General features: G+C 47.1%; 22 protein-coding genes and 1 pseudogene. 10 read left to right on the forward strand and 13 right to left on the reverse strand.

Going from position 1 to position 26,249, the window contains the following annotated elements; genetic code table 11:
• Positions 1-141: 141 nt before the first annotated feature.
• The 6 genes from BMX14_RS03760 to BMX14_RS03785 all read right to left on the reverse strand — a co-directional run bounded on the left by BMX14_RS03760 (position 142) and on the right by BMX14_RS03785 (position 9,330).
• On the reverse strand, positions 142-2,541 hold the full coding sequence (locus BMX14_RS03760) for a fimbria/pilus outer membrane usher protein (RefSeq protein ID WP_092673007.1): 2,400 nt from the start codon (positions 2,539-2,541) through the stop codon (positions 142-144).
• Positions 2,541-3,251, reverse strand: coding sequence for a fimbrial biogenesis chaperone (locus tag BMX14_RS03765; RefSeq protein WP_092673010.1), 711 nt, complete (start codon positions 3,249-3,251; stop codon positions 2,541-2,543). Before BMX14_RS03765 ends, BMX14_RS03760 begins: the two co-directional genes overlap by 1 nt.
• Positions 3,252-3,279: 28 nt before the next feature.
• Positions 3,280-3,834 (reverse strand): Csu type fimbrial protein, encoded by a 555-nt coding sequence (locus BMX14_RS03770; RefSeq protein WP_230527267.1) that lies wholly within the window; start codon positions 3,832-3,834, stop codon positions 3,280-3,282.
• An 835-nt stretch (positions 3,835-4,669) separates the two neighbouring features.
• The gene (gene proP / locus BMX14_RS03775) at positions 4,670-6,175 is read right to left on the reverse strand and encodes a glycine betaine/L-proline transporter ProP (protein ID WP_177173081.1); all 1,506 of its coding nucleotides are present in this window, start codon (positions 6,173-6,175) and stop codon (positions 4,670-4,672) included.
• 105 nt (positions 6,176-6,280) lie between these two features.
• Positions 6,281-8,008 carry a thiamine pyrophosphate-dependent enzyme gene (locus BMX14_RS03780; protein ID WP_092673016.1) on the reverse strand — a complete coding sequence of 576 codons (1,728 nt, stop codon included), beginning with the start codon at positions 8,006-8,008 and terminating at the stop codon, positions 6,281-6,283.
• Between the two features lie 74 nt (positions 8,009-8,082).
• A complete protein-coding gene (locus BMX14_RS03785) occupies positions 8,083-9,330 on the reverse strand; it encodes an aromatic amino acid transporter (RefSeq protein WP_092673019.1) in 1,248 nt (415 codons plus the stop codon).
• A gap of 334 nt (positions 9,331-9,664) precedes the next feature.
• On the opposite strand from BMX14_RS03785, the gene BMX14_RS03790 reads away from it, so the two are divergent.
• From BMX14_RS03790 to BMX14_RS03800, 3 genes are read left to right on the forward strand one after another with little or no spacing between them, the layout of a single operon-like run.
• Entirely contained in the window at positions 9,665-10,324 is a 660-nt protein-coding gene (locus BMX14_RS03790) for an OmpA family protein (RefSeq protein ID WP_092673022.1), read from the forward strand.
• A gap of 20 nt (positions 10,325-10,344) precedes the next feature.
• Positions 10,345-10,764 (forward strand): DUF2382 domain-containing protein, encoded by a 420-nt coding sequence (locus BMX14_RS03795; protein WP_092673025.1) that lies wholly within the window; start codon positions 10,345-10,347, stop codon positions 10,762-10,764.
• Positions 10,765-10,772: 8 nt separating this feature from the next.
• Positions 10,773-11,558: a YsnF/AvaK domain-containing protein gene (locus BMX14_RS03800; RefSeq protein ID WP_177173074.1), complete on the forward strand. Its 786-nt coding sequence runs from the start codon at positions 10,773-10,775 to the stop codon at positions 11,556-11,558.
• Positions 11,559-11,882: 324 nt separating this feature from the next.
• On the opposite strand, the gene BMX14_RS16365 is transcribed toward BMX14_RS03800, so the two are convergent.
• Complete coding sequence (locus BMX14_RS16365) at positions 11,883-12,104, reverse strand: hypothetical protein (protein WP_143056380.1); 222 nt, start codon at positions 12,102-12,104, stop codon at positions 11,883-11,885.
• Positions 12,105-12,210: 106 nt separating this feature from the next.
• On the opposite strand from BMX14_RS16365, the gene BMX14_RS03805 reads away from it, so the two are divergent.
• From BMX14_RS03805 to BMX14_RS03815, 3 genes are all read left to right on the forward strand, one after another.
• The gene (locus BMX14_RS03805; protein ID WP_092673031.1) at positions 12,211-13,605 is read left to right on the forward strand and encodes a uracil-xanthine permease family protein; all 1,395 of its coding nucleotides are present in this window, start codon (positions 12,211-12,213) and stop codon (positions 13,603-13,605) included.
• Positions 13,606-13,695: 90 nt separating this feature from the next.
• Positions 13,696-14,358, forward strand: coding sequence for a YecA/YgfB family protein (locus BMX14_RS03810; protein WP_092673034.1), 663 nt, complete (start codon positions 13,696-13,698; stop codon positions 14,356-14,358).
• 18 nt (positions 14,359-14,376) lie between these two features.
• Positions 14,377-15,219, forward strand: a complete 843-nt coding sequence (locus BMX14_RS03815; RefSeq protein WP_092673037.1) for a GNAT family N-acetyltransferase — start codon at positions 14,377-14,379, stop codon at positions 15,217-15,219.
• Between the two features lie 47 nt (positions 15,220-15,266).
• Here the strand turns inward: BMX14_RS03815 and rpoD are convergent, their stop codons facing one another.
• The 3 genes from rpoD to rpsU all read right to left on the reverse strand — a co-directional run bounded on the left by rpoD (position 15,267) and on the right by rpsU (position 19,419).
• A complete protein-coding gene (rpoD, locus tag BMX14_RS03820) occupies positions 15,267-17,108 on the reverse strand; it encodes an RNA polymerase sigma factor RpoD (RefSeq protein ID WP_092673040.1) in 1,842 nt (613 codons plus the stop codon).
• Positions 17,109-17,335: 227 nt separating this feature from the next.
• On the reverse strand, positions 17,336-19,081 hold the full coding sequence (gene dnaG, locus BMX14_RS03825; RefSeq protein ID WP_092673043.1) for a DNA primase: 1,746 nt from the start codon (positions 19,079-19,081) through the stop codon (positions 17,336-17,338).
• Between the two features lie 122 nt (positions 19,082-19,203).
• The gene (rpsU, locus tag BMX14_RS03830) at positions 19,204-19,419 is read right to left on the reverse strand and encodes a 30S ribosomal protein S21 (RefSeq protein WP_001144069.1); all 216 of its coding nucleotides are present in this window, start codon (positions 19,417-19,419) and stop codon (positions 19,204-19,206) included.
• 279 nt (positions 19,420-19,698) lie between these two features.
• On the opposite strand from rpsU, the gene tsaD reads away from it, so the two are divergent.
• Positions 19,699-20,712, forward strand: a complete 1,014-nt coding sequence (tsaD, locus tag BMX14_RS03835; protein WP_092673046.1) for a tRNA (adenosine(37)-N6)-threonylcarbamoyltransferase complex transferase subunit TsaD — start codon at positions 19,699-19,701, stop codon at positions 20,710-20,712.
• Between the two features lie 23 nt (positions 20,713-20,735).
• Here the strand turns inward: tsaD and plsY are convergent, their stop codons facing one another.
• On the reverse strand, positions 20,736-21,347 hold the full coding sequence (gene plsY, locus BMX14_RS03840; RefSeq protein ID WP_092673049.1) for a glycerol-3-phosphate 1-O-acyltransferase PlsY: 612 nt from the start codon (positions 21,345-21,347) through the stop codon (positions 20,736-20,738).
• Between the two features lie 108 nt (positions 21,348-21,455).
• Here plsY and folB point away from each other — a divergent pair, with 108 nt between their 5' ends.
• Both folB and bacA read left to right on the forward strand, forming a co-directional pair.
• On the forward strand, positions 21,456-21,818 hold the full coding sequence (gene folB, locus BMX14_RS03845) for a bifunctional dihydroneopterin aldolase/7,8-dihydroneopterin epimerase (protein ID WP_092673052.1): 363 nt from the start codon (positions 21,456-21,458) through the stop codon (positions 21,816-21,818).
• Between the two features lie 125 nt (positions 21,819-21,943).
• Positions 21,944-22,762, forward strand: a pseudogene (bacA, locus tag BMX14_RS03850) (undecaprenyl-diphosphate phosphatase).
• 116 nt (positions 22,763-22,878) lie between these two features.
• Here bacA and BMX14_RS03855 read toward each other — a convergent pair.
• The gene (locus BMX14_RS03855; protein ID WP_092673055.1) at positions 22,879-24,114 is read right to left on the reverse strand and encodes a multifunctional CCA addition/repair protein; all 1,236 of its coding nucleotides are present in this window, start codon (positions 24,112-24,114) and stop codon (positions 22,879-22,881) included.
• 3 nt (positions 24,115-24,117) lie between these two features.
• On the reverse strand, positions 24,118-24,738 hold the full coding sequence (locus BMX14_RS03860; protein WP_092673058.1) for a TIGR04211 family SH3 domain-containing protein: 621 nt from the start codon (positions 24,736-24,738) through the stop codon (positions 24,118-24,120).
• 188 nt (positions 24,739-24,926) lie between these two features.
• On the opposite strand from BMX14_RS03860, the gene BMX14_RS03865 reads away from it, so the two are divergent.
• Entirely contained in the window at positions 24,927-26,249 is a 1,323-nt protein-coding gene (locus BMX14_RS03865; RefSeq protein WP_092673061.1) for a CYTH domain-containing protein, read from the forward strand.

Raw genomic sequence — 26,249 nt, forward strand, 5'->3', positions numbered from 1 at the left:
AAGACTTTAGAGAAACTTGTGGTGGTCGCGGTACAACTGGCCTGTGACGTTGGGATAAGAAAAAAAAGAGCCCACTTAATATGACTAATCTTAGTAAAATGGAGAGACGAAAGAAGCGTCTCAGTACGCTCTGGATTTTGATTAATGGCATAGATAAGGTCCTAGAGGGTGCGTGGGCGAAGTGTTATCAGAGTAATCGAAGGTGAATTCACAGTGTCCTTTGTCTAACAAATCAATAGAGACTTTGTTGTGAGACTGGATTCCGGTTAAGTACACTTCGCTATCGTAGCCCACGACAGTCGGTGACTCCTGATTAAGTTGGACTTGATAACCCGGTGCGATAGGTTGATGTTGACCATCAACAATCTTAACTAAGGCAGACATGACTTTTCTTACCTTGAAATCCACTAAAGTTCCTTGATTGTAGCTAGTGGTGACACTCTTCGAGGTGCTCACGGGTTGCCAATCGAGAGGCAGATGAGTAGGGTCAATATAGAAATTATTTTTAACGTACGGAGTGATCCCCGAAACGAGTAAAGCCCCTTGACTATTGGTTGCACCCAAGTCCACACCGCCATTAATAATGTGACTCCCCGGACCGGCGTTTTTTATAATGGTAAATGCATTATCGATACGTTGCGCAAAGAACAGCGAATTCTCTGCCAGAACGACTGAGCCAGTCGCTGAACCATTTGCTTGATAATTCTGAGCAGCGCGTGCGAAGTCGAGGGTCAGGCTATTATATCGGGTGTTAACACTCGCATAGCCGCCAAAGCTATCCTCTTGTTTGGCTGTCTGATAATAGCCGCCATAATTCAGTGAGTTTTGGCTGGAGGTCGATAGCTTATCGAATTGCTGACGTAAACTACTTGTCCCAGCATTATTGCTGTAGTTAGAGGTTAAGTTAATATCATTACGAGGTTGGTATTGATAAGTCAAGAAGGCACTAACATCATGACTGTCACGTAAATTTTTATTCAAGGTTAAATAGAAGCTATTTGTACTCGTTATATTACCGCTAAGATTCAACGATACCGTTCGGTAAGTATCATTTCGATAGACAATGCTGTTGTAATTGGTTGAAATATTGAGCTGGGAGAATAGACGATAATTTAAGCCTCCTCGAGCAATAGTTGATGCATAGGGGCTGACGGTATTGATGTTCGATTCCATTGTCGTTGATGCTTGATAACGTTTTTGTGAGACACGCGCCAGGTCATAATAGTCTTGATAAGTTCTTTGATAACTTGCATTGGCGGTTAGCTTCGGCGATAAACGACTTTCGATACCCACTAAGGTTAACCCACCCATACTGTTTTTGTACTGGCTACCGGCAATATCCGCATTGATAACGCCCATCCCCCAAAAACTTTTTGCTATGCCTAGCCCAGCATTATTAAGACCGTCGCTACTATTTTCAATATGTGTGCTCGCAGTTAACCGATCAGTTAAGCCGTAGCGTAGGCTACCGGCTGAAAAAACGACGTCATTATCGTAGTGATTTGAAGCGCGGCCAAAATCGTAACGCGGGATACCGATATCTAACGAATATTCGCTCAGCCCTCGTTGCAGGATATTCGGTGAAAAATAATATTTTGCCTCTGTCCTCACCTGACGGCCATTGGTGTCAGTCGTCACCAGGCTCACATCGGAGCCATTCACATAAGGCAGTGACTTGATATCAAAGGGACCTGAGGGAACATTAGTTGAGTAAACTTTTTGTTGATCAACATAGAGGTCCAGTGACGAGGGCAGGGCGGCACTTCCCGAAAACTGTGGTAAGGCGGCCGTGATGACATCTGGGCGTTTGCTATAGGCACTTGAAATTTGTATACCCGTGAGACGTAAACTATTTGACCACTCAGTCGTATTCGAGACGTAGTCACCAAAGAGGTAACTTCGAACCTTTTCATTATCGATATACTGCCAACCAGAGTCTAAGCGAACGATAGGCTTATTATCGTTACTTCCCTTATAGCTAAAATTGTACAGTGAATTAGAGTAAAGACTGCCCAAGCCAGTCGTATAAAGTAGGTTTAGCCCACCGCTAACCATTCCGTTAGTGTTGGTGGTTGAATTGAAAGCGGTATAATTAATCACCATTGCATTAATCGCGGGGCTGAGTTCGCCTGCAGTGTCTACGCCTTGCGAATTTGCGGATAAATTGTAGCTGGATAAATTGTAGCTGGATAAATTTCCACTGGCTGTATTGATAAAGAGGTTTTGATTGGGAGCATCATAACGATAGGTCAGATTCTTTACGCCCCGTAGGTCAACCCACTGTTCATCTTGATAATTAGGTAGGATGATCCGTAATTTCTTGAGATCTTTATTCTTAACTTCTATATCGCCTGCCGCATTCAGCCTACAGGCAACTAGGTCGTTTAACCCACCTTGATTGATTGAAGTCATCAAAAAAAGTTGATTATTACTTTGCGATTGGCCAGACGCAGCGGGAATATCATAAAGTGAGTCAGCGTAAACCTGACTACTTTTAACTAGCGCTAATAAGAGATAATAGTGATAAGTTTTCACAAGCATTAATATGCGAAAGTTTTACCATTAATCGTCGAATTAATCCGCAGTTTATCGTTGACGTCACATTGCATAAGTCCTTTGATCTCGTAATACTTAGTGATGGTAGGTAATAAATATCCATTAACAGGATTAATTGGTATCGGATAGTGGCGCTGTGTCGTAGTGTCAGTGATGGATACCTGGCTAAGGAGTAAATGGCGTTGACCGCGGTTATTAACTTGTAACTGGCATGAACCTGCATTATTGATAATCTTCAGGTCTTGAGTTTGCAATAATTCATCATTGCCAACGAAAAGTGGTAATAAAGTACGCAGAAGTATACTGATGTTGCCATTATTTTTGCGGCTATCATTGGGCTTGGGTAACTCATCAACCACAATTCGGTAAGCCTGTTCGTTACTCACTTTTCCCGAGGTTTGACGAACAATTCTTACATTGAACGATCCATTGGGAGCAATCGCGACAACGGAAGGGCTGACGACAATATCATTGGTGACCGATAATTGATCTTTCCCTTGTGTATCTTGCGTCCAGGAAAATGCACGAATTTGAATATTCTCGGCTTCAGCGGACTGATTGAAAATAGTTAGCGTAGTCGCTTGCTGGTCATCATCCATTGCTAAATTAATAGGCGATAAACGTAGCGCACCGGCTAGAGCACCTTGACTCAGTAATAGGGTTAAAAGACTTAATTTAACAAGGTGCTTCTTCATGAAATCCCCACGAAATTTTTATAAAGGGTTAAAAAATAACGTATACCGTTACGGTATCGCTATAGCTGCCAGGTACTGGAATTGTACCGGTCGCAGGAATCTTTCCATACACAATGACATTTTGCGGTGCACCAGTCCCCGTTTCAGCAAAGACGGCTCCTGTCGCATCGGTAGTACTACTGTTGACAGGGACCTTTTTCGCGTACCCTGAATCCGCGTAAAGGTTATACGCTATATAATTCGATTTCGACGCATCGCTCATTCGACGCTGACTGCTGCTTAAGTTAACGCCACCATCGAAATTCAAACTCCAAGCAGTATTAGGACTGCAAAGAACGATTAATCCCTGGCCACTTGTACTGGTGTTGGCTTTAATATCTGCAGCGAGATAGGTAATAGTACCAAAATCAAGAAGTGCTTGAGTCGCTGTTGTCCCGCCTACAGTCGCTGTATTTAGCACACAGGAACTTTGTACATTCACCTTGACCTGCAATGAGCCTGTGGCACTGCCTGCGGCAAAGCTATTAGCGGTAAATAAGCCGAAACTGGTAACCATTAACAGAGATAATGTATTTTTATTCATTTTAGGAGTCCAGCGTTAATTTATGCAGGGGGATTTGTTTAACGAATATGGGTTTACTATAAAAAAGCGTTACGGATTAGTCTTAATGATGTGACTATTGAATTGGTAATATTGATAGATAAAAACGATAATGTGGGCTTTTTCTTGGATTTATACGTTGTTTTTTAATCGTTTTGGTGTCGGTCAAAAACACAGGTTAGTTGAGGTTTTTTCTTTAAAATTATGAATATAAAGGATTTAATTTGGGGTCAGGGGTTTTGCGCTCGAATATTTACCTATTATTACCTTCTCATTAACTGCACGATAAAATAAATTAATAAGTATGCTAACTAAATGCCTATAAAAAGATCAAAAAATAATCATAGATTCCTTTTATAAGAACCAAATAATTAATCTAATAAATATTAGCCAGCTTATTATCTCTATTTAGTAGAATATCTATCCGAATAAAGAATGTTCTCTTCAATTTTTCTCTTTAGAGGCTGGGTAAAAAATGTCTTCTCTAATTGTACGAATAAATATTTTAATTAATGATCCAGGTAAGAAAACTGACCCTATGTAAGATATGCCGTTTCTGCTCCGCAGACTCAGCCCTTCAAGCCGTCCCTCCTATGGCTGTCCCATGATTTACGACAACGTGACCACCTGCTCCCTAGCAGGGTTCCATCGGCTAATAACAGAAGCCGCTATCACCGACATAAAGCATCCTGAAACGCTTACTCTTTATATCGTCATCATAGACGCGTATTGGGTTGGAAAAATTGAGAACTATAGAGGCTGAGGGGGAGGGGGGGCAAGCGAAAAACGGCTACTGGTCAGTAGCCGTTTACAGGAACTAGTGATTAATCTTTGGGTGTTGATCGACTAAGTTGCTACGTTTTTGTTTTAACTCTTCTAACTGTTGATCGATATCTTCAATACGCTGTTCGATACCGTCGTGGTGTTCTTGCAACAGCTCTTTCGCTTCTTCCAGAGAAGAGGCCGCAGGCGTTCCGCCATACAAGGGCTTATTCGCCGTTTCACGCATGGTGATACCCGTGATTGTACCGATAATACCGACCACGACTAAATACCAACCCGGCATGTAAAGATTGCCCGTTGTCTCAACCAACCAAGCCGTTAAGGTTGGGGTGATACCCGCGACCAGAATCGAGATATTGTAGGTACTGGCTAGGGCGCTATAACGGACTTCGGTCGGGAACATCGCCGGGAGGGTGGATGCCATTACACCGATCAAACAGTTAAGAATTACCGCTTGGATGAGTAGACCGAAAAACAGCGCCACCAGACTGTGCTGAGTGATTAGCATAAACGACGGAATAGAAAACAGGACCATTGCCACACTACCAATAATGATAAAGGGACGACGTCCAAACTTATCACTGAGCAGCCCCATGATCGGTTGCACAAACAGCATGGCGACCATGATCACAACGATGATCAAGACACCGCGATTTTCAGAATAATGTAGGTCGTGGCTGAGGTAGCTAGGGACATAGGTCAATAGCATGTAGTACGCCACATTGGTGGTAATAACGATACCGATACAGGAGATCAGATTACGCCAATGTTTGCGGGCGACTTCTTTGAATGGAACAGAAGGCCCTTCGCTTAAGCCCTGCTTAGATCCCTCTTCCAATGACTCTATATGCTTTTGGAAGGCAGGGGTCTCTTCTAAGGCATGGCGAAGATACAGACCAATAAAGCCTAACGGTAACGCCAAGAAGAACGGGATACGCCATCCCCAGTCGTTGAACGTCTCTTGTCCCAAGATTGCGTTTAATAGGACGACGACGCCGGCACCACAGATAAAGCCGACCAAGGAACCGAAATCGAGCCAACTCCCCATAAATCCGCGTTTTCGGTCCGGAGAGTACTCAGCGACAAAGATGGAAGCGCCGGTATATTCGCCACCGACTGAGAATCCTTGTACCATTTTAGCGATCAATAACAAGATGGGCGCCCAGATCCCTATGCTATTGTACGAGGGAATTAGACCAATACAGAAGGTACTGAGCGTCATCAAAATGATGGTCATGGCAAGAATTTGTTGTCGACCATATTTATCACCTAGTCTACCGAAGAACATTCCGCCAATCGGACGAATGATAAAGGGAACGGAGAAGGTGGCGAGGGCCGCAATGATTTGAATACCCGGTGAGGCATGAGGGAAGAAAACTTTACCCAAGACTGTGGCGACATAGCCATAGACACCAAAGTCAAACCATTCCATGGCATTACCTAAGGCGGCGGCTGTAATCGCTTTTTTAAGTCGACTGTCGTCAATGATGGTGACATCATTCAGGCCAATAGGTTTTACTTTTTTTCGTTTAATTTTCAACATAGGCTTTCCTTACGCAATTAAGACCCCAAATAAGTCAAAGTGATAAGCATAGACTAGTCTACCCAAAGCGTCGCTTTAGGGAGTGAACAATTAATCGAATAACTATTTGCCGAGTTTTTGACTTATCTCACTGCCAACGAAGCTGGCCACATCGGCCAACCGACCGTGAAACAGTGCTTTGGTTGCGTACAGTGCCGTGTCGGCGACTTGAGTCAACGAGATCTCGGGCGGCATCACCAGCTCATTAGGGTGGGTATGAACGTCCAAGAGCGCGGGGCCAGGATGGGCGAGGAAACGCGCCATTGCCTCTTCTAAGGTTTCGGCTTCGACAACTTTTTGGCTATAGAGGCCGACGGCCCCGGCGACCTTAGCGAAGTTATCATTTTTTAGCTTGGTATAATGATCAAGTAACCCTTCGACTTTCTGCTCTAGCTCGACAAAGTTCAATGAACCATTATTGATCACCACCAGCTTAACCGGTAATTCTTCCTGTACTAGGGTAAACAGGTCACCCAGTAGCATACTCAATCCGCCATCTCCACACAGGGCGATCACTTGGCGTTCGGGGAAAGCGACTTGTAGGCCGATGGCTTGTGGCATTGCATTAGCCATGGTGCCGTGTAGCAGGCTAGCGAGCGTCCGGCGTGTTCCTAAGCTATCGATATGCCGTAACAGCCATACCATCGCAGAGCCACCGTCGGCGGTGAAAAAGGCGTCTTTTGCTGCGTGTTGATTGAGCAGGCTCACCAGGTATTGTGGATGAATAGGGTGACCGGTGGCGCGTTGTTCTTCTTTATGACGACGCTTGACTGACTGATCGCGAACCTTAGCAATTTGCTGAAAAAACCGGACGTCGTCATGGGTATCGATCAGCGGAAGCAGTGCAGTAAGGGTATCGGTGACTCGGCCTACGGCACCGAAGGCGATGGGATGGCGACGACCCAAGTGAGTCGCGTACTGATCTATTTGGATGATGGTCGCGTTGTCTGGGTAGAACTGTGACCAAGCAAAGTCTGCGCCGAGTAGTAATAAGACGTCACACTGTTTGATTGCCTCGAACCCTGCTTCACAGCCAAAGATACCCGTCATCCCAACAGAATAAGGATTGTCATATTCGATAAAATCTTTACCCCGAGAAGTATTGACGATTGGGGCTTTTAACTTCTCGGCTAATGCCACCAACTCATCATGTGCTCCCTCACAGCCCGCTCCAGCATAAAAAGTGACGCGCTTACCTTTGTTAAGCAGCGAGGCAATGGTCTGGAGCTCGTGAGGATTCGGGGTTAATTGTGGCTGGGGCTGCCAGATAGTTTGGGTGACCGCTCGGGTTTTCGCTTTACTAATATCCACGGGCACAACGACGACAGCAACACCCCGCTGATTGAGTGCCGCTTGGCAAGCGCGTCGGATCACCGCGGGGGCTTGGTCAGCGGTAAGAATTTGTTCGCAGAAAACAGAGCAGCTCTGGTAGACGGAAAGAAAGTCGACTTCTTGAGGGAAGTCATTACCGAGCAGTTCACTACTGATCTGACTGGCAAGGAGGATAACCGGTGCGCGGTTGCGATGGCTTTCAAACAGGCCGTTAATAAAGTGTAGGCCGCCTGGGCCACATGACCCTGCACAGGCGGTAAGTCTATCGGTCATTAAGGCCTCTGCGCCCGCAGCAAAACCCGCAACCTCTTCATGGCGCACGTGCAACCATTTTATGCTACTGCGACTCATTTCATCGGTAATATAGTTGAGCGTATCGCCGACAACGCCATAACAGTGTTGCACACCGGCTTTTTCAAGCTGTTCAATAATGAGTGAAGCCACTAACCGTTCAGACATGATAGACCCCCAATACAGATAGTAAATAAGTATAGTGTGGGTCTATCACTTTGCTTAGAGGGGAGCACGTATCCCTAAAAGAGAGGAATAAGATGCAGTTGGCTACCCGCCCATGCCACGATATTGACCAAGCCGAACACCAGCACCAGCAATATCGCGGCCTTATCGCTGACGCGACGGGGTTTTCCCTGTGCGAAACGAGGATGGGCGTTCCAAGCAAGTAGCGCTGGGGTAAACAGTGCCCAGAACGTCGCGAATAATCCAGCGTAACCAATGGCCATTAGAAAGCCTTGAGGAAATAGGATCGAGGCGATTAAGGGTGGACAGAAGGTAATAAGCGCAGTTTTTGCGCGACCCGCTTTACTGTTCTCAAAACCAAGCTTATCGGCGATAAAATCAAAGAGTCCAACAGTGACGCCTAGGAATGAACAGATCACCGCGAAGTGTGAAAAAATATCCAGTAGTAGTCCTAGAGATTTTTGAGAAATTCGGTCATGCATCGCTTGGATCAGCGCATGAATATCGCCACCTTGGCGGCTAATTTCCGGAAAGTCTTGGCGCGGAATATTGCCCATGGTGCAGGTCAGCCAGAAAAGATAAATTACTAGCGCAAACAATGTTCCGCCAATTAATGCCTGTTTCACTTTACGCTCATTGCCCTGGTAATAGCTGATTAAGCCAGTGATATTGCCGTGAAAGCCGAAGGAGGCAAGACAGAAGGGCACTACCGCCAATAAAAATGGCCAATAAGCAGTAGGGTGTTGACTACTCTCTCGCGGCGTCAGAAGTTGGGAGAGGTCAACGTGGTGAATGAGTCCACCGAATAGCATAAAAAAGAGCAGTAGCTTAGCGACTAGGCAGAAGGTAATGAATCGACTCACCCCTTTGGTGCCTAACCAAACGACTAACGCCACCACTGCGGTCAATAACCCTTTCGCTTCTGCACCATTTAGCGCAAAGCCAAGCGTATTCAACGATTGTTGGTAAACGGGGCCACTGGCTGAAATATAGGCGTAAGTCAGGATACCTAACACAAAGGTAATACTTAGGCCATTGAGTCTTCCCCACCATTTGGGAGTGAGCGCTTGGGTCAGCGTATCGTAACCGGCACCGAGTGGAAAGTTTAGGCTGACTTTCATAAACAGCAGCCCAGACAACAGCATACAGAACCAACTGATCACCAGCATCACGACTGACCAGCTATACCACGCGCCAGCCATCACTACGGGTAGTGTAAACATGCCTGCACCGGCGACGGTGCCACAGATTATCATTGCTCCCCAAGCACTGGATGGTAGTGAGGCCTTCTTGGAAGGGGCCATCTGTACTCCTCAATGAGAACGCTAAAAGGCGCAGACTATAACAGTTCTTCAGGCTCAGCACTAACAGAGATTAACTCACTCATTTCATTGGTTTTTTGATTAATTATCCTAATGCTTTTATCTACAGAAAATTCTTAACTTAACTTTTTTTAAAAATATATTTTACCGAAACCTATTATTGATTTCATAGAGTTATCGTATTTATAGCCAGAAAGTGAAATATTTGTTTCTTGATCTAATTCAAGCTTGTTCTAGGCTTAGTGTTAAGTTTACGGAATACGAAACTTTTATATTTTTAATTTTAAACGATGAGTTGCATTAATTGAGGTGATTTATGGACAAAAGAACTGACAAGAAATTTGTAGACCCAGTCGTTGATCAGAAAATTATTAAGCAGAAGAAAGGCAAAGGAATTTGGTGGTTACTTTTAGCCATCGTCATTATTATTCTTGCTATTTGGTTTAGTACCCAACGAAATAATAATGATGCTGCCCCGGCCCCTTCATCCTCTTCGTCGGCAATGTCTCAACCCGCGCAGCAACCTGCGGCGACTGATGACTCAACGCCAGCTGCAGCACCGGCTGCCGATAGCGACACTGCGCTAACTGCTCTGCAGCAATACTATGCCGGTGAAGGAAACGACGATAGCCAATGGATCGATTTGGACCAAGTGAGCTTTGCGACCGGTAATGCAACGCCTTCAATCACTGATGAGCAGTCTCTGAACCAAGTGGCTTCCTTGATTAGTCAACACCCCGATCACAGCATCGTCGTGCGTGGCTTTACAGACAGCACTGGTAATGAAGCAATCAACCAACCCCTTTCGGGTCAACGTGCTAACGCTATTAAAAATTGGTTAACTCAACATGGCGTTGACGGTTCGAAAATCACTATCGATGGCCAAGGTGCAGACCATGCCGTGGCGAACAATGACACCGCACAAGGTCGTGATCAAAACCGCCGTGTAGCGATTCAAGTCAAAGCAGCTCAATAAGTTATCGGGGAATAAGTGTGATGAGTTCTGATAAGCAACCAGAAATAAACAGCACTCCCAATGAACAGTCAGAGGAATTCATTATTCCTCTGGCGGAAGAAAGAGTAGAAATTGAGAAGAAACAGGTTGTTAAAAGTCAATTTCATATCGAAAGAAAAACGGAAACTAAGAAAGTCGACATTAACGAAAAGTTAATAAGTCGACAGGCAGAAATAAAACATGTCCCTATCGGCCAATATATTTCTGAAATTCCGCAAATTCGTGAAGAGAATGGGGTAAAAATTATTCCAATCTTTGAGGAACATATAGAAATAGTGAAGAAAATATATCTTAAGGAGGAGATTAGAATAGAGAGTCATGAGAGTGTAAACCATTTTAAATCCGAAGAAACGCTGAAGTATCAGACCGTTTCACAAAAAAGAATATCCACCGATAAATGAGGTATAATATGTCTAGCGAAAAAATCGTCACATTATTCGACACAGTTGAACATGCACAAGCGGCTGAACGTAATCTCATTAAAGCTGACTTTAAAGAAAGCAATATCAGTGTGATCCATGGTCGCGACCTCGATAGCGACAGCACCGTTTTCAAAGATACGAGTATTTGGAAGCGCCTGTTTGGAAACGATGTTGAAGAAGAACATGCAGAGCTCTATAGCGAAGCGCTACATAAAAACGGTGCAGTATTAACGGTAGTCGCGCATGGCGAAGATGAGCACGCCAAAGCATTAGCCATTCTGAACCGTCACCAATTAGTAGACGTGCCTGCTAAAGCACGCGGTACAGAAACGGCTGCAGCACCCGTTGCGCCGACGCCACGTGATACCCGTCCCCACCTGACCGGTAACGAAACGAAAGACGAAATTCTGCAACTGGCTAAAGAAGAGCTGGAAGTGGGTAAGCGTTTGGTGAAAGAGGGTACCACCCGTATTCGCCGCTACGTAACCACTGAAGATGTCTCACAGAAGGTTAACCTTCGTGAACAACACGCAGAAGTCGTTCGTAACTCAGTGAACCGTCCAGTGACAGGTCAAAACATCGACTGGAGCGAGAAAAGCGTAGTGGTCGACGAATTGGCCGAGAAGCCAGTCGTTAACAAAACCGCTCACGTTGTCGAAGAAGTGGTAGTGAAGAAAGTTAACACTAACCACGACGAAGAGATCAAAGACACTGTTCGTCAGCAACATGCTGAAGTTGAGCGTCTACGCAACGAAGACAATCTGAAGAAGTAATTTTTTCAGTGAGAGAACCCGGCGAAAGCCGGGTTTTTTTTGTGTTTTTTTCTATCGTTTTTGGATTAAATGCTTGTGAAATTTCCTGGTATCACCCATAGCGAGACGATCATCAAGGTAAGAGCAGACCCACTTATCGCTGGCATAATTGAGTCTACTCATCATTCTGACGTTAAGGTTGGACTACCGGCTAGTGAGTGCTGTGTGAGAGTCAACGCTCGCCGACCCGCGACTATAGGCGGAGAATGTGCGCTACCTAATTTACATCTCAATTATTTACTCAGTGAGTAGCCAATATCAATGTAGCCTGCAGCTCACTTTACATCACTCGTAATCGAGTCGAGGAGAGAGTATGCCGTGGTACATGTCTGCGTAACGAAGGTGATACATGTCGTGGCATAAGTCTCTTTTAGGAATCGCGATTAACAAGTATTGCCACCGTAAATTGCCGTGCTTTGGTGCATAGGGGGCGATCGATGCGTAGTCATCGTGCAATCCCACCGGCCACTGGGGGGGGTAACTCTGGTGTTGATATTTTAGTTTCATGATTAACGCTTAAATTTCAATCAATTAATTTTTGAAGAAGATATTGGCGAGAATATGGCCTGAAAATTGCAAAAAAAGTTTCATTGCAACTATTGGAGCCAAGACCATGGAACAGCCTACTCGCCAACATCAACTTCTTTATGGCTTAAACGAGAAAATGCCTCTAACGGCGGCGCTGTTTACCGCAATCCAACATATTCTGGCCAGTATTGTCGGGGTGATCACGCCACCCTTAATTATTGGTTCAACCTTAGGGCTAAATAGCTATTTGCCTTACTTAATCAGCATGTCATTGTTTGCTTCTGGCTTAGGCACCATGGTGCAGGCGGGGCGCTTTATGAAAGTTGGCGCAGGCATGATTTGTTTGCAAGGTACCAGCTTTGCCTTTTTAGGGGTGATCATCTCCGGAGGGCTGGCGATGAAACAGCAAGGGGCGTTACCTGAAGATATCTTGGCGATGATCTTCGGTTCCAGCTTAGTTGCCGCACTCATCCCGATTATCGTTAGCCGTTTTATTCACCTTTTTGCTAAAATCCTGACCCCGCTGGTGACCGGTATTGTTATCGTCTTAATTGGGATTAGCCTAGTAAAAGTCAGTATTACCGACTGGGGTGGTGGGGCAACAGCAACGGATTTCGGCGCGCCATCGCACTTAATCTTGGGGGGAATTACCTTAGCGGTCATTATTGTCCTGAATTGCTGTAAATCACCTTGGTTGCGTCTTTCATCCATTGTCAGTGGCATCGTGTTGGGAACCCTTATCGCGGCTTGGCAGGGAAGCTTTCATCCTCAACTGGCACTGGATGGTCCGGCTATAACGTTACCTATTCCTTTCCGTTTCGGGTTTGCCTTTAGCTGGAGCATGTTCGTGCCTATCGCACTGGTGGCTTTGATTGCGATTATTGAAGCGGTAGGGGATTTAACCGCAAACTGTATGATCTCCCAGCAACCCCTTGAAGGCCCTGAATTTACTCAGCGCATAAAGGGGGGGATTATTGGCGATGGGGTAAGTTGCTTAATTGCGGCAACCTTTAACTCGTTTCCTAATACGACCTTTGCACAGAATAACGGGGTGATTCAGATGACCCAAGTGGCCAGCCGCTATGCCGGGTATTGGATTGGTGGGCTTTTACTGCTACTGAGTTTTTTCCCGATGTTCAGTCATTTCTTACAACAACTTCCTAAACCGGTACTGGGTGGCGCGACCTTAGTGATGTTCGGTAACGTGATTGCCGCCGGAATTCGTATTATGACCCGTGAAGCCTTAGATAACCGCAGTATGCTGATCATTGCTATTGCTATTGCTATTGCTTTTGGGGTAGGGCTGGGTATTGAGGCGCAACCGGAGATTATTCATGGACTGCCGGTCTTTTTACAAAGCCTGCTGCACGGGGCGGTCACCAGTGGTGGGCTAGTGGCGATACTCCTCAATATCGTACTGCCTAAAGCCGGTTTGGCGACTTTCAAGGCCAAAGTGCTACCTGTCACCCGCGTGGAATAAATCAGCTAAGTTTAGCGCGCTTATCGCTTCGCTGTTATGATAGAACTTTCAGGCGCTCCTTGCGCCTGTTGTTTTTGCGGAGAAGAGAAAATGAAACAAGGTCCACTCACAGAAAACGAATTGCAATGGCTTGATGACACGCTAGAGCAGTATGCAAGTGAACATTCAGTGATTGATGTTTCCGAACTGGATGGTTACCTCACCGCCATCCTTTCTGCTCCGGTCGCTATCGAGCCTGAATTTTGGATGGTTGCGTTATGGGGCGGCGAAAAGCATATCCCACAATGGAAAACGACCCGCGAACGCGATCGGTTCATGGATCTCACGTTTCAACATATGGCGGATATCGAAGAGCGTCTGGTGGAGTTTCCCGATCAATTCGAACCACTTTTTGGTGAGCAAGAGCTGGAAGGTCAAACTTTTACGGTGATTGGCGATTGGTGCTACGGCTATATGCGCGGTATCGGCCTCGCGAAGCTGCAGCCTGTATCCGAGCAATTAGCGTCTGCGTTCCAATTAATAGCTTTACATGGTTCCGAAGCCGAGGCGGAGGAGGTCAATGCTCTGACGGCTGAACAGTTTGAAGAACATATCGAAGCCCTCCCGGCAGCAGTGCTCGATCTGTATCAGTATTGGTCATTTCAGGCACAGCAAAATGCGCCACAACCGAAGATCGTCGAGACAAAGGTTGGGCGTAACGAGCCTTGTCCATGCGGCAGTGGAAAAAAATTCAAGCAATGCTGCCTTCATTAACCAGTAAGGTCGCTCTCGATGCTGATACGTAGATTGACCTATAACGATGCAGCAAATGGCTTTCGTCTAACACAACAGTGTGGCTGGCCGCATCGCCTGGTGGATTGGCAATTATTGTTAACACTCGGCGAAGGCTATGCGATGGAACATGATGACCAAGTCATCGGGACCGTTATGGCTTGGCGCTGGGGTGAGCATTTTGCCTCGGTGGGGGTTGTTGTGGTGGATAATGTTTGGCAAGGGAAGGGGATTGGGAAGCAATTAATGCAGACCCTAATGGCTGACTTTCCCAACCCGCAACTGCGACTGCATGCTACCCCACAGGGAGCCATGCTTTATGAGAAATTAGGCTTTACGGTTCGCGGCACGCTGTCGCAGTTTCAGACCCCTCAACTTGCGTTGATTTCGCCACCGACCTTTCCCAAGGGCTACCAAGTCAGATTAGCAACTCTTGAGGATCGCCCTGGGTTAGAGCAGTTGGCCTATTGTGCAACCGGAATGAATCGACCGCAGCTGTATGACTATTTGCTCAAAGAGCAGCGACTCTTCGTTTTGACCGATCAGCAGGGGGGGATAGTGGGTTCCGTGGGGTGTCACCGCTTTGGTCGAGGACTCTCGCTCGGGCCTTGCTATGTTAAAGAGAGCGGTATACTGACCGGGCTGCTGCAAGCTGCGTTGAGTCAGTTACCTGGCGAGTTCGTGCGGCTGGATATTGATGAGCAGTGGGTCAACGAAGCATGGTTAACGCAGTGGGGCTTGCAACGGGTCGATGTGCCGCAAATCATGATCAGAGCGGGAAAGATCCCCGCCTTTACGCCGACAGCCATTGAAGTTACGGTGATGACGCCTGCGTTGGGCTAGGCAAAAAAAAGCCCTTCACGAGGAAGGGCTGACAGCGTTAGGCTGGCTTATTCATCAAGGAAGCTGCGCAGGACTTCTGAGCGGCTTGGGTGACGAAGTTTACGTAATGCTTTGGCTTCAATCTGACGAATACGTTCACGCGTGACATCAAACTGTTTGCCTACTTCTTCAAGGGTATGGTCGGTATTCATATCGATACCGAAACGCATACGTAGCACTTTCGCTTCACGGGCGGTCAGACCGGCCAGAACATCGTGAGTCGCTGAGCGTAGGCTTTCTGAGGTTGCCGAGTCGAGTGGCAGCTCCAGGGTAGTATCTTCAATAAAATCACCTAAGTGCGAATCTTCATCATCACCAATAGGTGTTTCCATCGAGATTGGCTCTTTGGCAATTTTTAATACCTTACGGATCTTATCTTCAGGCATTAGCATGCGTTCAGCTAACTCTTCCGGAGAAGGCTCGCGTCCCATCTCTTGCAGCATCTGCCGTGAAATACGGTTCAGCTTGTTGATGGTCTCAATCATATGCACAGGAATACGGATGGTACGCGCTTGGTCAGCAATCGAACGAGTGATAGCTTGTCGAATCCACCAGGTTGCATAAGTCGAGAACTTATAGCCGCGACGGTATTCAAATTTATCAACCGCCTTCATTAGACCGATGTTACCTTCTTGAATCAGATCCAAGAATTGTAATCCTCGGTTAGTATATTTTTTAGCAATAGAGATCACGAGACGTAAGTTTGCTTCGACCATCTCTTTCTTCGCGCGGCGTGCTTTCGCTTCACCGATTGACATGCGACGGTTGATATCTTTGACTTGCTCGATAGTCAGGCCAGTCTCTGATTCAATCTGAACCAGCTTTTGTACAAAACGTTGGATCTCTTCTTCGTTTTGTTTCAGCGTTTGGCCCCAAGGTTTTTTCATGGCCAGTGCGGCTTCAAACCAAGTTGGGCTAGTTTCGTTACCCGTGAAGAGGGTAATGAAGTTCTTTTTCGGCATTTTGCTGAGTTCAACACAGATCTTCATGATAGTACGTTCTTGTAGACGAACGCGGTCCATCATTTGACGCATGTTGTTGACCAGATAATCGAACTGCTTTGGCACCAAACGGAACTGTTTAAAGACTTCAGAAAGATTGTTGATCTCTTTCACTGCGTCCTTGTGGCTGCGACCTTTAGCTTTGATCACATCACGGGTCGTCTCGTATTGAGTACGAAGTTCAGTGAATTTCTCGCGTGCTAATTCTGGGTCGATGGAGTTATCGTCTTCGCTGGTATCGTCGTCGCCATCTTCATCTTCATTTTCATCATCGCGATCTTCTTCAGACAGCTCAGAGCCGACATGGGTCGCGGTAGGGGCGATGTTTTCTTCAGCGTTAGGATCAACAAATCCAGTAATAATATCGGAGAGTCTTGCTTCTTCAGCTTCCACTCGGTCGTACTGTTCCAGTAAGTAAGTAATCGCTTCTGGATATTCAGCAACCGAACATTGCACTTGGTTAATCCCATCTTCGATACGCTTCGCGATATCGATTTCACCTTCACGGGTTAACAGTTCAACGGTCCCCATTTCGCGCATATACATACGCACGGGGTCAGTGGTACGGCCAATTTCCGATTCGACACTCGACAGCACCTGAGCAGCCGCTTCTGCAGCATCTTCGTCAGTATCTGTGCTGTTTTCATTCAGCATCAAGTCATCGGCATCAGGCGCTTCTTCCACAACCTGAATACCCATGTCGTTGATCATCTGGATGATGTCTTCAATCTGATCGGAGTCGACAATATCTTCCGGCAGATGGTCATTGACCTCAGCATAGGTCAGATAGCCTTGCTCCTTACCACGGGTGACAAGTAGCTTAAGCTGTGACTGCGGGTTTTGCTCCATAAGACGGTATCCACACTTCTGTTAGTATAAAGAGGTAATTGGCAGAACCAATTAAACTATAAAGGCGTTTAAGGGGCTGCAGCCTTTGCGCAGCAACGGGCATCAGCCCTCAATAATCGGCACTTAAGCCGCAGGATATAAGTACTTTCGCAATTCTGTAACAATCATTATAGTGCCACTCTGATGATTATGTCAGAGTGATGACGCAATCTTTGCCAAGATTCTGGCTATTTTTTCGCTAACGCGTTGACAAGCGCTTGTAACTCTTGTCGTTCTGCTTTGTTCAATCCCGCGGTACGTTCGCGAGCAATCAGTGATTCTAAACGTTGTTCAAGAGCAATATTATAAATACTGGCAAGGGAGTCGATAAATACGGCTTCAACTTCTTCATCCACTATCATATGGTGCCAAGTTGCCAGCGTTTCAAGGGTCTGACGCAATTCGTTATCACGATAATGCTCCAACACTTGTCCGGTGGTGATCCCCGGATGCGCAGAACAGAAGGTCACAAGTTCAACGAACAGCGGTAATCCCGGTAAATTGACTTCTTTTAGCGCATCCAAAACCGGTACGGCGCTGACCAAACTCGGCCGCTGGAGCAGTAAAGCAACAAGTACACGCATGGTAGTACGCTTCAGTGCTGGCGCGGGCGTTGCTCCTTGACTCGCGCCCTGTTGCGGTAATAACTTTTCTAACTGCTGATCGTCCAGGATACCGAGCTTTTGCCCTAGCACTTGCCGGAGGTAGATTCGTAATGTGCCGCCGGGAACTTGGTTAATCAACGGTATCGCAAGATGGCTTAACCGCGCTCTACCTTCACGGCTACTGAGATCGACCTGCGGTAACAACGTGTCGAACAGGAAATCAGACAAGCTAGTCGCGCTGCTAATCCGTTGTTCGAACGCCGCCTTACCCTCTTTACGGATTAGCGTATCGGGGTCTTCACCGTCTGGCAGAAACATAAATTTCAATTGGCGCCCATCGTTTAGATAGGGCAGGGCCGTTTCGAGCGCCCGCCAAGCGGCTTCACGCCCCGCACGATCACCGTCGTAGCAGCAGACAATATTCTCCGTATTCCGGTATAGTAACTGAATATGTTCGCTAGTTGTTGAGGTCCCTAGCGAGGCAACGGCGTAATCGACACCGTATTGCGCTAAGGCGACAACATCCATATACCCTTCTACGACGAGAATATGGGGTGGCGCGTTATGAGCCTGGCTGACTTCATACAGGCCATAGAGCTGGCGACTTTTGTGGAAAATCGAGGTCTCGGGCGAGTTTAAATATTTCGGGACGTCATCGTTTAGGACGCGCCCACCAAAGCCAATCACTCGACCACGTTTATCCCGTATTGGAAACATAATGCGGTCACGGAAACGGTCGTAATGCTGACCATTTTCTTTGGTAACCAACATACCGGCTTCAACTAAAGACTGCCGGTCGTCATTGTTTCTACCAAACCGCTTTAACGCGTTATCCCATCCCGCGGGGGCATAACCAATCGCAAATTGCGAAGTGACTGCCGCGCTGAGGCCTCGTTTATCGAGATACTCTGCCGCCGAGGCGGAGGCTGGTTGAGCCAATGCCTGTTGATAAAACTGGCTCAATCCGTCTAGTAATTGGTAAAGGCTCTGCCGTTTATGACGTTCCATCGGTGTCGCGGATTGCCCGGTTTCGTGAGGAACCTCTAAGCCATGTAAGGTGGCTAATTCCTCGATCGTTTCGACAAAGTCGAGTCGATCAAAGTTCATCAAGAAATCGATAGCATTACCGTGTGCACCACAGCCGAAGCAATGGTAAAACTGTTTGTCGCCGTTGACAGTAAAAGAGGGTGTTTTTTCATTATGGAAGGGGCAGCAAGCGTGAAAGTTTTTACCTTGTTTCTTGAGGCGTACTCGCGCATCGACGATGTCGACAATGTCGGTTCGCGCTAACAAGTCATTGATAAAACTACTTGGTATTCTACCAGCCATGACACCTGTTTTTTATGCATAAAAACGACAATAAGCCGCGCTTCCTTTCGGAAAGCACGGCCTGATACTTGACTCGAACTGCGTAAATTACGCAATGGAGAAGAGAACTTCTCCGAAACTACTTAGTACAGACGAGTGCGGCGTGCGTTTTCGCGAGCCAATTTTTTGGCGTGACGCTTAACTGCAGACGCTTTAGCGCGCTTACGCTCAGTCGTAGGTTTTTCATAAAACTCACGACGACGAACTTCAGCCAGAACGCCTGCTTTTTCACAGGAACGCTTGAAGCGACGTAGTGCTACGTCAAATGGCTCGTTTTCACGTACTTTAATTACCGGCATGTAACTCTCACCTCGATAAATTCGATTTCGACTGGCTGTCTCGCCAGCATATTTCAAAATGGTGCAGCATTTTACTTCAGCATGACCTGTAAAGTAAAGCACCATGAACAATTTCAAACCAACGGAACAATGCCTGTGCAGTGGATGCCGGTTTTAGGAAGGCGCAAATTATAGCCTAAACTCGCGGGCAAGGTCGATAATTATTTAATTGCACTGCTTTGCATTCTTCGCATACCGGCTCGCTGTGTTACACTGCGGCCAATGAGTGAGGGGAAAATCATGCGTGTATTAGGTATAGAAACATCTTGCGATGAGACCGGTGTTGCCATCTATGATGAAACAACGGGACTACTTGCGAATCAACTTTATAGCCAAGTGGAGCTGCATGCCGATTATGGCGGCGTGGTCCCTGAACTGGCTTCCCGCGACCACGTTCGTAAATTACTGCCACTCATCGATGCGGCATTGCAAGAAGCTAATCTGACCCACAACGATATTGATGCGGTTGCCTATACAGCAGGCCCAGGATTAGTGGGTGCCTTGATGGTAGGGGCGACCGTTGGACGTTCGCTCGCGTTCGCTTGGAATGTTCCCGCAGTTACGGTCCATCATATGGAAGGCCATTTGCTTGCGCCGATGCTTGAAGATACGCCTCCCTCATTCCCTTTCGTCGCACTACTTGTCTCCGGGGGGCATACTCAGCTCATCAGTGTTACGGCGATCGGGGAATATCAATTGCTGGGCGAATCTATCGATGATGCGGCAGGTGAAGCCTTCGATAAAACGGCAAAACTATTGGGCCTAGATTACCCCGGTGGACCGCGATTAGCGAAGATGGCGGCGACAGGAACGGTTGGTCGTTTTACTTTCCCACGCCCGATGACGGATCGCCCCGGTCTCGATTTTAGTTTCTCAGGGCTGAAAACCTTTGCGGCGAATACGATACGCGCCAACGCGAGTGATGAGCAGACTCACGCTGATATTGCCCGAGCTTTCGAAGAGGCCGTCGTCGATACATTATTAATTAAGTGTAAGCGCGCACTGCAGCAGACCGGCTTTAAGAACTTGGTCATCGCGGGGGGAGTAAGCGCAAACCAAAATCTGCGCGAAAAATTATCTGCGATGATGACTGGACGTGGGGGCGAGGTATTTTATGCCCGGCCAGCGTTTTGTACCGATAACGGTGCGATGATTGCTTATGCAGGAATGGTGCGGCTTAAAGCCGGCTGCACGACAGATACTCGTATCACCGTACGTCCACGATGGCCTTTATCAGAACTCACTCCGATTTGACTCCCATAACCCGGCTTGCCGGGTTATTTTTTTTTCAGACGAAACCAGCGACGTTTCAGTAATTTCTTTTCATCGCCACGCCATAACCGCTGAATGTTTTCGTGGTGGCGTAATAAAATAAGACAGGAAAGCATGGCGACAGGAAAGGTAAATTGCGGCTTAAACCACCAAACATAAAATGGAGCAACCAGCGCGCTAAGGATTGCCGCCAGAGAGGCATAACCGCTAAGGAATACGGTTAATAGCCATGTCCCCATTAATAGTAGGCTGAGGTCTAGGCCAATTGGAGCGATGGCACCTAGCGCCGTTGCGACACCTTTCCCCCCCTGAAATTTAAAAAAGACTGGATAGATGTGACCCAAGCACGCAGCAATCGCGACTAAGCCCAAGCTCATCGAGGAAAGCTGTAGGTGGTACGCTAGCCAGACGGGAAGCATGCCTTTGATAATATCAAAGAGAAGTACGCTAATCGCGGCAATACGGCCGCCTATCCGTAACACATTGGTCGCACCAGGATTGCCGGAGCCGCTAAGGCGAGGATCAGGCAGGCGTGCAATTTTACAGATCACGATAGCGCTCGATATTGATCCACAAAGGTAGGCAAATATAATCATTCCTACGGCGATAGCTGTCATAATAATCCCACCTAACAGGTGTACAGTCGTTAGCGATAGCTATGATAATACGCATATTTATCGTTAAGTGGTATCACCGAGGCATCATTAAATAAAGAGAGTTGAGAGATGGATATTGTTTTTATTGAGCAGTTAACCGCATTCACCACGATAGGTGCGTTCGAATGGGAACAACAGATCACGCAAAAGCTAGTCTTGGATATTGAGCTAGCTTGGGATAATCGTCTCGCGGCGAAAAGCGATGACGTCAATGACTGCTTGAGTTATGCGGATGTTGCCCAAGCAGTATTGGGGCATCTTGAGAACCAGCGCTTTGCATTGGTTGAACGCGTTGCTGAGGAAGTGGCTGAGTTATTGATGCGTGAATTTGCTACGCCAGGCGTGCGCATTACCGTCAATAAACCGGGAGCTGTTGCGCAGGCTCGTAGCGTTGGTGTGAAGATTACCCGTGGCATTTTCCCTCAATATTAAAATATAAATTATGGGAGAAACTTTTGTTCACTTGGCGGGTCATATTTTTTAGAAATCGCTATAAGTTATTAAAATTGTTTATAAAATTTAATTTTTATTTTTGGTCATGACAAGAGGAATAAGTAATGATAGATGTTCACCCATTGGGTGTGGCGACGCTGCTTGGCCTCGTTGAGGGATTAACGGAGTTTCTCCCGGTTTCATCGACTGGGCATTTAATTATCGTCGGGCATCTATTAGGGTTTCAGGGAGCTAAGGCTGAAACCTTTGAGATAGTTATCCAACTCGGCTCGATACTCGCTGTGTTGGTCATGTTCTGGCGCCGTTTATTTGGATTACTCGGTATCCATTTTGGCAGAGTGCCACATGAAGGGATCGGACAAGGCCGGCTATCGCTTATTCATATACTTTGTGGGATGCTCCCTGCAGTCGTCTTGGGATTGGTACTTCACGATAAAATCAAAGCCCTATTCACCCCTCAAAATGTCTTCTATTCATTGATCGCTGGCGGGATTTTATTAATCGTCGCGGAATGGCTGAAGCCCGTTAAACCGAAAGCGGTAGGTATTGATGACATTTCGTATCGACAAGCTTTTCTTATTGGTTGTTTCCAATGCTTGGCCTTATGGCCGGGGTTCTCTCGCTCAGGTTCCACGATTAGCGGTGGGTTGTTGGTGGGCGTTAGCCGTTTTGCTGCCTCTGAGTTCTCCTTTTTACTCGCCGTTCCCATGATGATTGGCGCAACGGGTCTTGATTTAGTAAAGAGTATCTGATTTCTATCCGTCAGCGATTTACCTATGTTTGCCACCGGTTTTATCGCAGCCTTCTTAGTCGCCTTGTTGGCGATAAAAGCCTTCCTTGCCATCATTAAGCGCATCTCTTTTATTGCCTTTGCGATTTACCGCTTCTTTGTGGCATTACTGGTGTGGTATGTGTTTATGTAAATGATTGCAGGCCTTATTAACTCGTGTAGCTTGGTTATCAATGGGGAAAGGAGCGCTTCCTAGAAAATAGAAAGCACTCCTTTTGCATGACCTTTGGTTAAGAAAATATCGTCATTTCACTCGGTTTTTAATATCTCGGCCATAAAACCTGCCACCGCAAGCGTACGTTGTCGGGTTAACTCATCCCGCACCGCTTTACCGGTGAATCCTGCCGCGACGATTGGCCCGACACTGACCGCTTGGGCCGCAGCAAAAATTTGTCTTAATTGCTTCGCCTGAGGATATGCCCTATCTTGCCAGCCGAGACGACCTCGAACATCGGCTTCACTAACCAACGCGAGTTGAGCGACACGTTCAGGTTTACGCCATGCATCGAGCTGATCGAACAGTGTAACTAAACGCTCTGCAGGATATTTCTCGACGCTATGGACAATATCGTGCAACTCAGTGACTAAGCGGGCGATATCGCGATAGTGGTTGGGGACCTTTAACCGCTGACATAGGGCCTCGATGAGCGGAACGCCTGCCGCACCATGGCCGGGATGTGATGGCCATAATTCTGCTGGGGTTAACCCCTTACCGACATCATGAAACAAAGCAGAAAACCGTAGGGCAGGGTCATCGGTTAACTGTGTGGCCATATCCAGTGACAGTAGGCTATGGACACCAGTATCGATTTCTGGATGCCACTTAGCGGGTGCAGGGACGCCGAACAGCGCATCAAGTTCAGGAAACAGTACCGCGAGCGCCCCACATTGACGTAAGATCGAAAAATAAGTGGAGGGGGAGTCGGTTGAAAGCGCTTTTTCGGTCTCCTTCCAGACTCGCTCGTGGGTCAAATACGCCAGTTCACCACTCTGGGTAATCTGCTGCATAAGCACCGAGGTTTCCTCCGCAATTGAAAATCCCAGTGGGGCGAAACGCGCTGCAAAGCGGGCCACTCTTAATACGCGTAGCGGATCTTCGATAAAGGCAACGGATACATGGCGTAGCAAGCGTTGGGCTAAATCCTGCTGACCGTGCCAAGGATCGATGATCATCCCTGCAGCGTCTTGCGCCATTGCATTAATGGTCAGATCGCGGCGCTGCAGATCTTCTTCCAATGTGACTTCCGGTGTAAAGCGAGTATCGAAACCGGTATAACCACTGCCGGTTTTCCGCTCGGTACGTGCAAGGGCATATTCTTCGTGAGTGGTCGGATGGAGAAATACCGGAAAATCTCGGCCCGCTTGCTGATAGCCTTGCGCTAACAGTGCATCGGGGGTAGCGCCAACCACCACCCAATCACGGTCAGTCACAGGTAACCCAAGTAATCGGTCTCTGACCGCACCCCCCACAAGATATTTTTGCACTGATTACATCCAACGATTTTTATTTTTACGACGAGGGATCATGTGGGGTAAAAACAGACCGAAGAGTAAACCGATCCCGAGAACACCGCCACCGTATAAGAACCACTGCATGATAATCGCGCGTTGCTTATCGTCGAGCTGCACATTCGCGGCATCAACTTTTTTCTGCGCAACAATTAACGCATTCTTTAGGCGCTGATTTTCTTCTTTCAATTGATTGATGGCACCGTCACTACCCGCCACTTTTTGTTGCATTTCTGCAGTGCGCTGATTCCAGCTAGTATCGATATTTGCCAGTTTATCGCTCAGCGTTTTAACTTGCTGTTCCAATTGGGGAACACGCACTTTAAAACTTGGATTATCGTTTAGCTGAGATTCTGGGATCCATGTCGTGCGGCCTTGTTGATCGCGGATTTGCGCATAATGCGTCTCAGGGTTAGTGCTAAGCAGTGTTACCGCTTCCCCTGCATTCACTTGTCCGACTAAGCGGTATTGATTCCCTGGACCGCTACGTACCCACGTAGAAAGATCATCCGAGATATATCGGGTAGTTTCAGCGTGAGCGAGTGTGACCGTTTGGCCAAGTGTAAGCAGTAAGCAACCTGCAAAAATAATTTTTTTCATTGGATGACAGTTCTAATAGTAAGTGTCGCCACAGTCTGTAGGCGTCAAGTTGTGTTATAAATGAGAAATTTCCTGTTCTCCCCACCGTAGGATCCTAACAAATCAGAGACAGTACGTCTTTAGTGGATTACCCTGCATAACAATAACAGTGAAAGATCTCGTACCAAAAGAGTAGTAACAGGATAATTATGACCATAGAAATCGAACTAAAGTTTCTTCTCGACCCTAAACAAATTGATGTGATCACGCAACAGCTGACGAGTTATCCTCATCGCTACACATCGCCGACACTGCTTGCCAACCATTATTATGAGACGGCAGACAATCAACTGCGGGGTTGGGACATGGGATTGCGTGTCAGAGGGAAGGATGGTCACTATGAGATGACATTAAAAACGGCCGGGCAAGAGATCGGTGGGCTACATCAACGTCCAGAGTACAATGTCGCCCTTGAAGATAGTCGACTGAATATCGGCTTATTACCCGACCATGTTTGGCCTACCGGCACCGATCTTTCGGCCCTACAGCAACACCTCACTCCACTCTTCAATACCGATTTTACCCGTGAAAAGTGGGTGATTAGCTACGGCAAGAGTGAGATTGAAGTCGCGCTTGACCAAGGTTCCGTCAGCGCCGGTGATCAGAGCACCCCTCTACTAGAACTGGAGCTTGAGCTGTTACAGGGGACACGTGCCGATATTTTTGCCTTAGCCAACGAGTTGGTTAAAAACGGCGGAGTCCGATTGGGCTGGCAAAGTAAAGCCGCCCGAGGCTATGGCTTAGCGCAAGGGAGTGGTCTACCGATAGTGGAACCCCTGGTTCAGCCAAGCGTTGAGCCAAAAGCAAGTTGTGAACAGGGGTTATCTACCTTACTCAGTGGGCTAATTGGCCGCTGGCAATTATTGGAATCACACTGGATGGCTGGCGATAAACAAATACCAACGCTGTTACTCCAAACCCTGCTCGCGATTCGTGAAACATTTTCGTTATTTGGTGGACTCATTCCGCGCTCGGTAAGTAGTGAAATTCGTCAACAATTGCTGACGCTGGATCAAGCATTACAGCAAAAAAAACCGGACGCGTCGCACCTCTGTTTCTCCACGGATTGGGTCCTCGGTCAGCTTAAACTGATCGAGCTGGTTGTTGAACAGCAATGGCGTCAGTCCATTAATGCACGGCAACTCAAACGCTTAGAAAGCTCATTCAAACGTTTTTGTGATGTAATGTTGAGCCGTTGTGCCGCAGAGTTACATGATCTCGCAGCAGAAACACTCATCGCAAATCAATTGAGCACGACCTTGTTAAGGCTCGATAAATTAACGATAGCGATAAGTCTATTAAGTAGTGCTTACCCATCAGATCAGGTAGACGAATGGTTAGCCCCTTGGTTACTCGCTAGACAACATCTGGTCTCCGGCGGCCAAGAGGTGCTCCGCTTGCCACTCCCCTCGCGCCCATTATCGCCATTCTGGTTGACGAGTAATACCGCGAAAGACTCACTTAACCACTAA

This window comes from Rosenbergiella nectarea (assembly GCF_900111105.1).
Taxonomy (GTDB): Bacteria; Pseudomonadota; Gammaproteobacteria; order Enterobacterales; family Enterobacteriaceae; genus Rosenbergiella; species Rosenbergiella nectarea.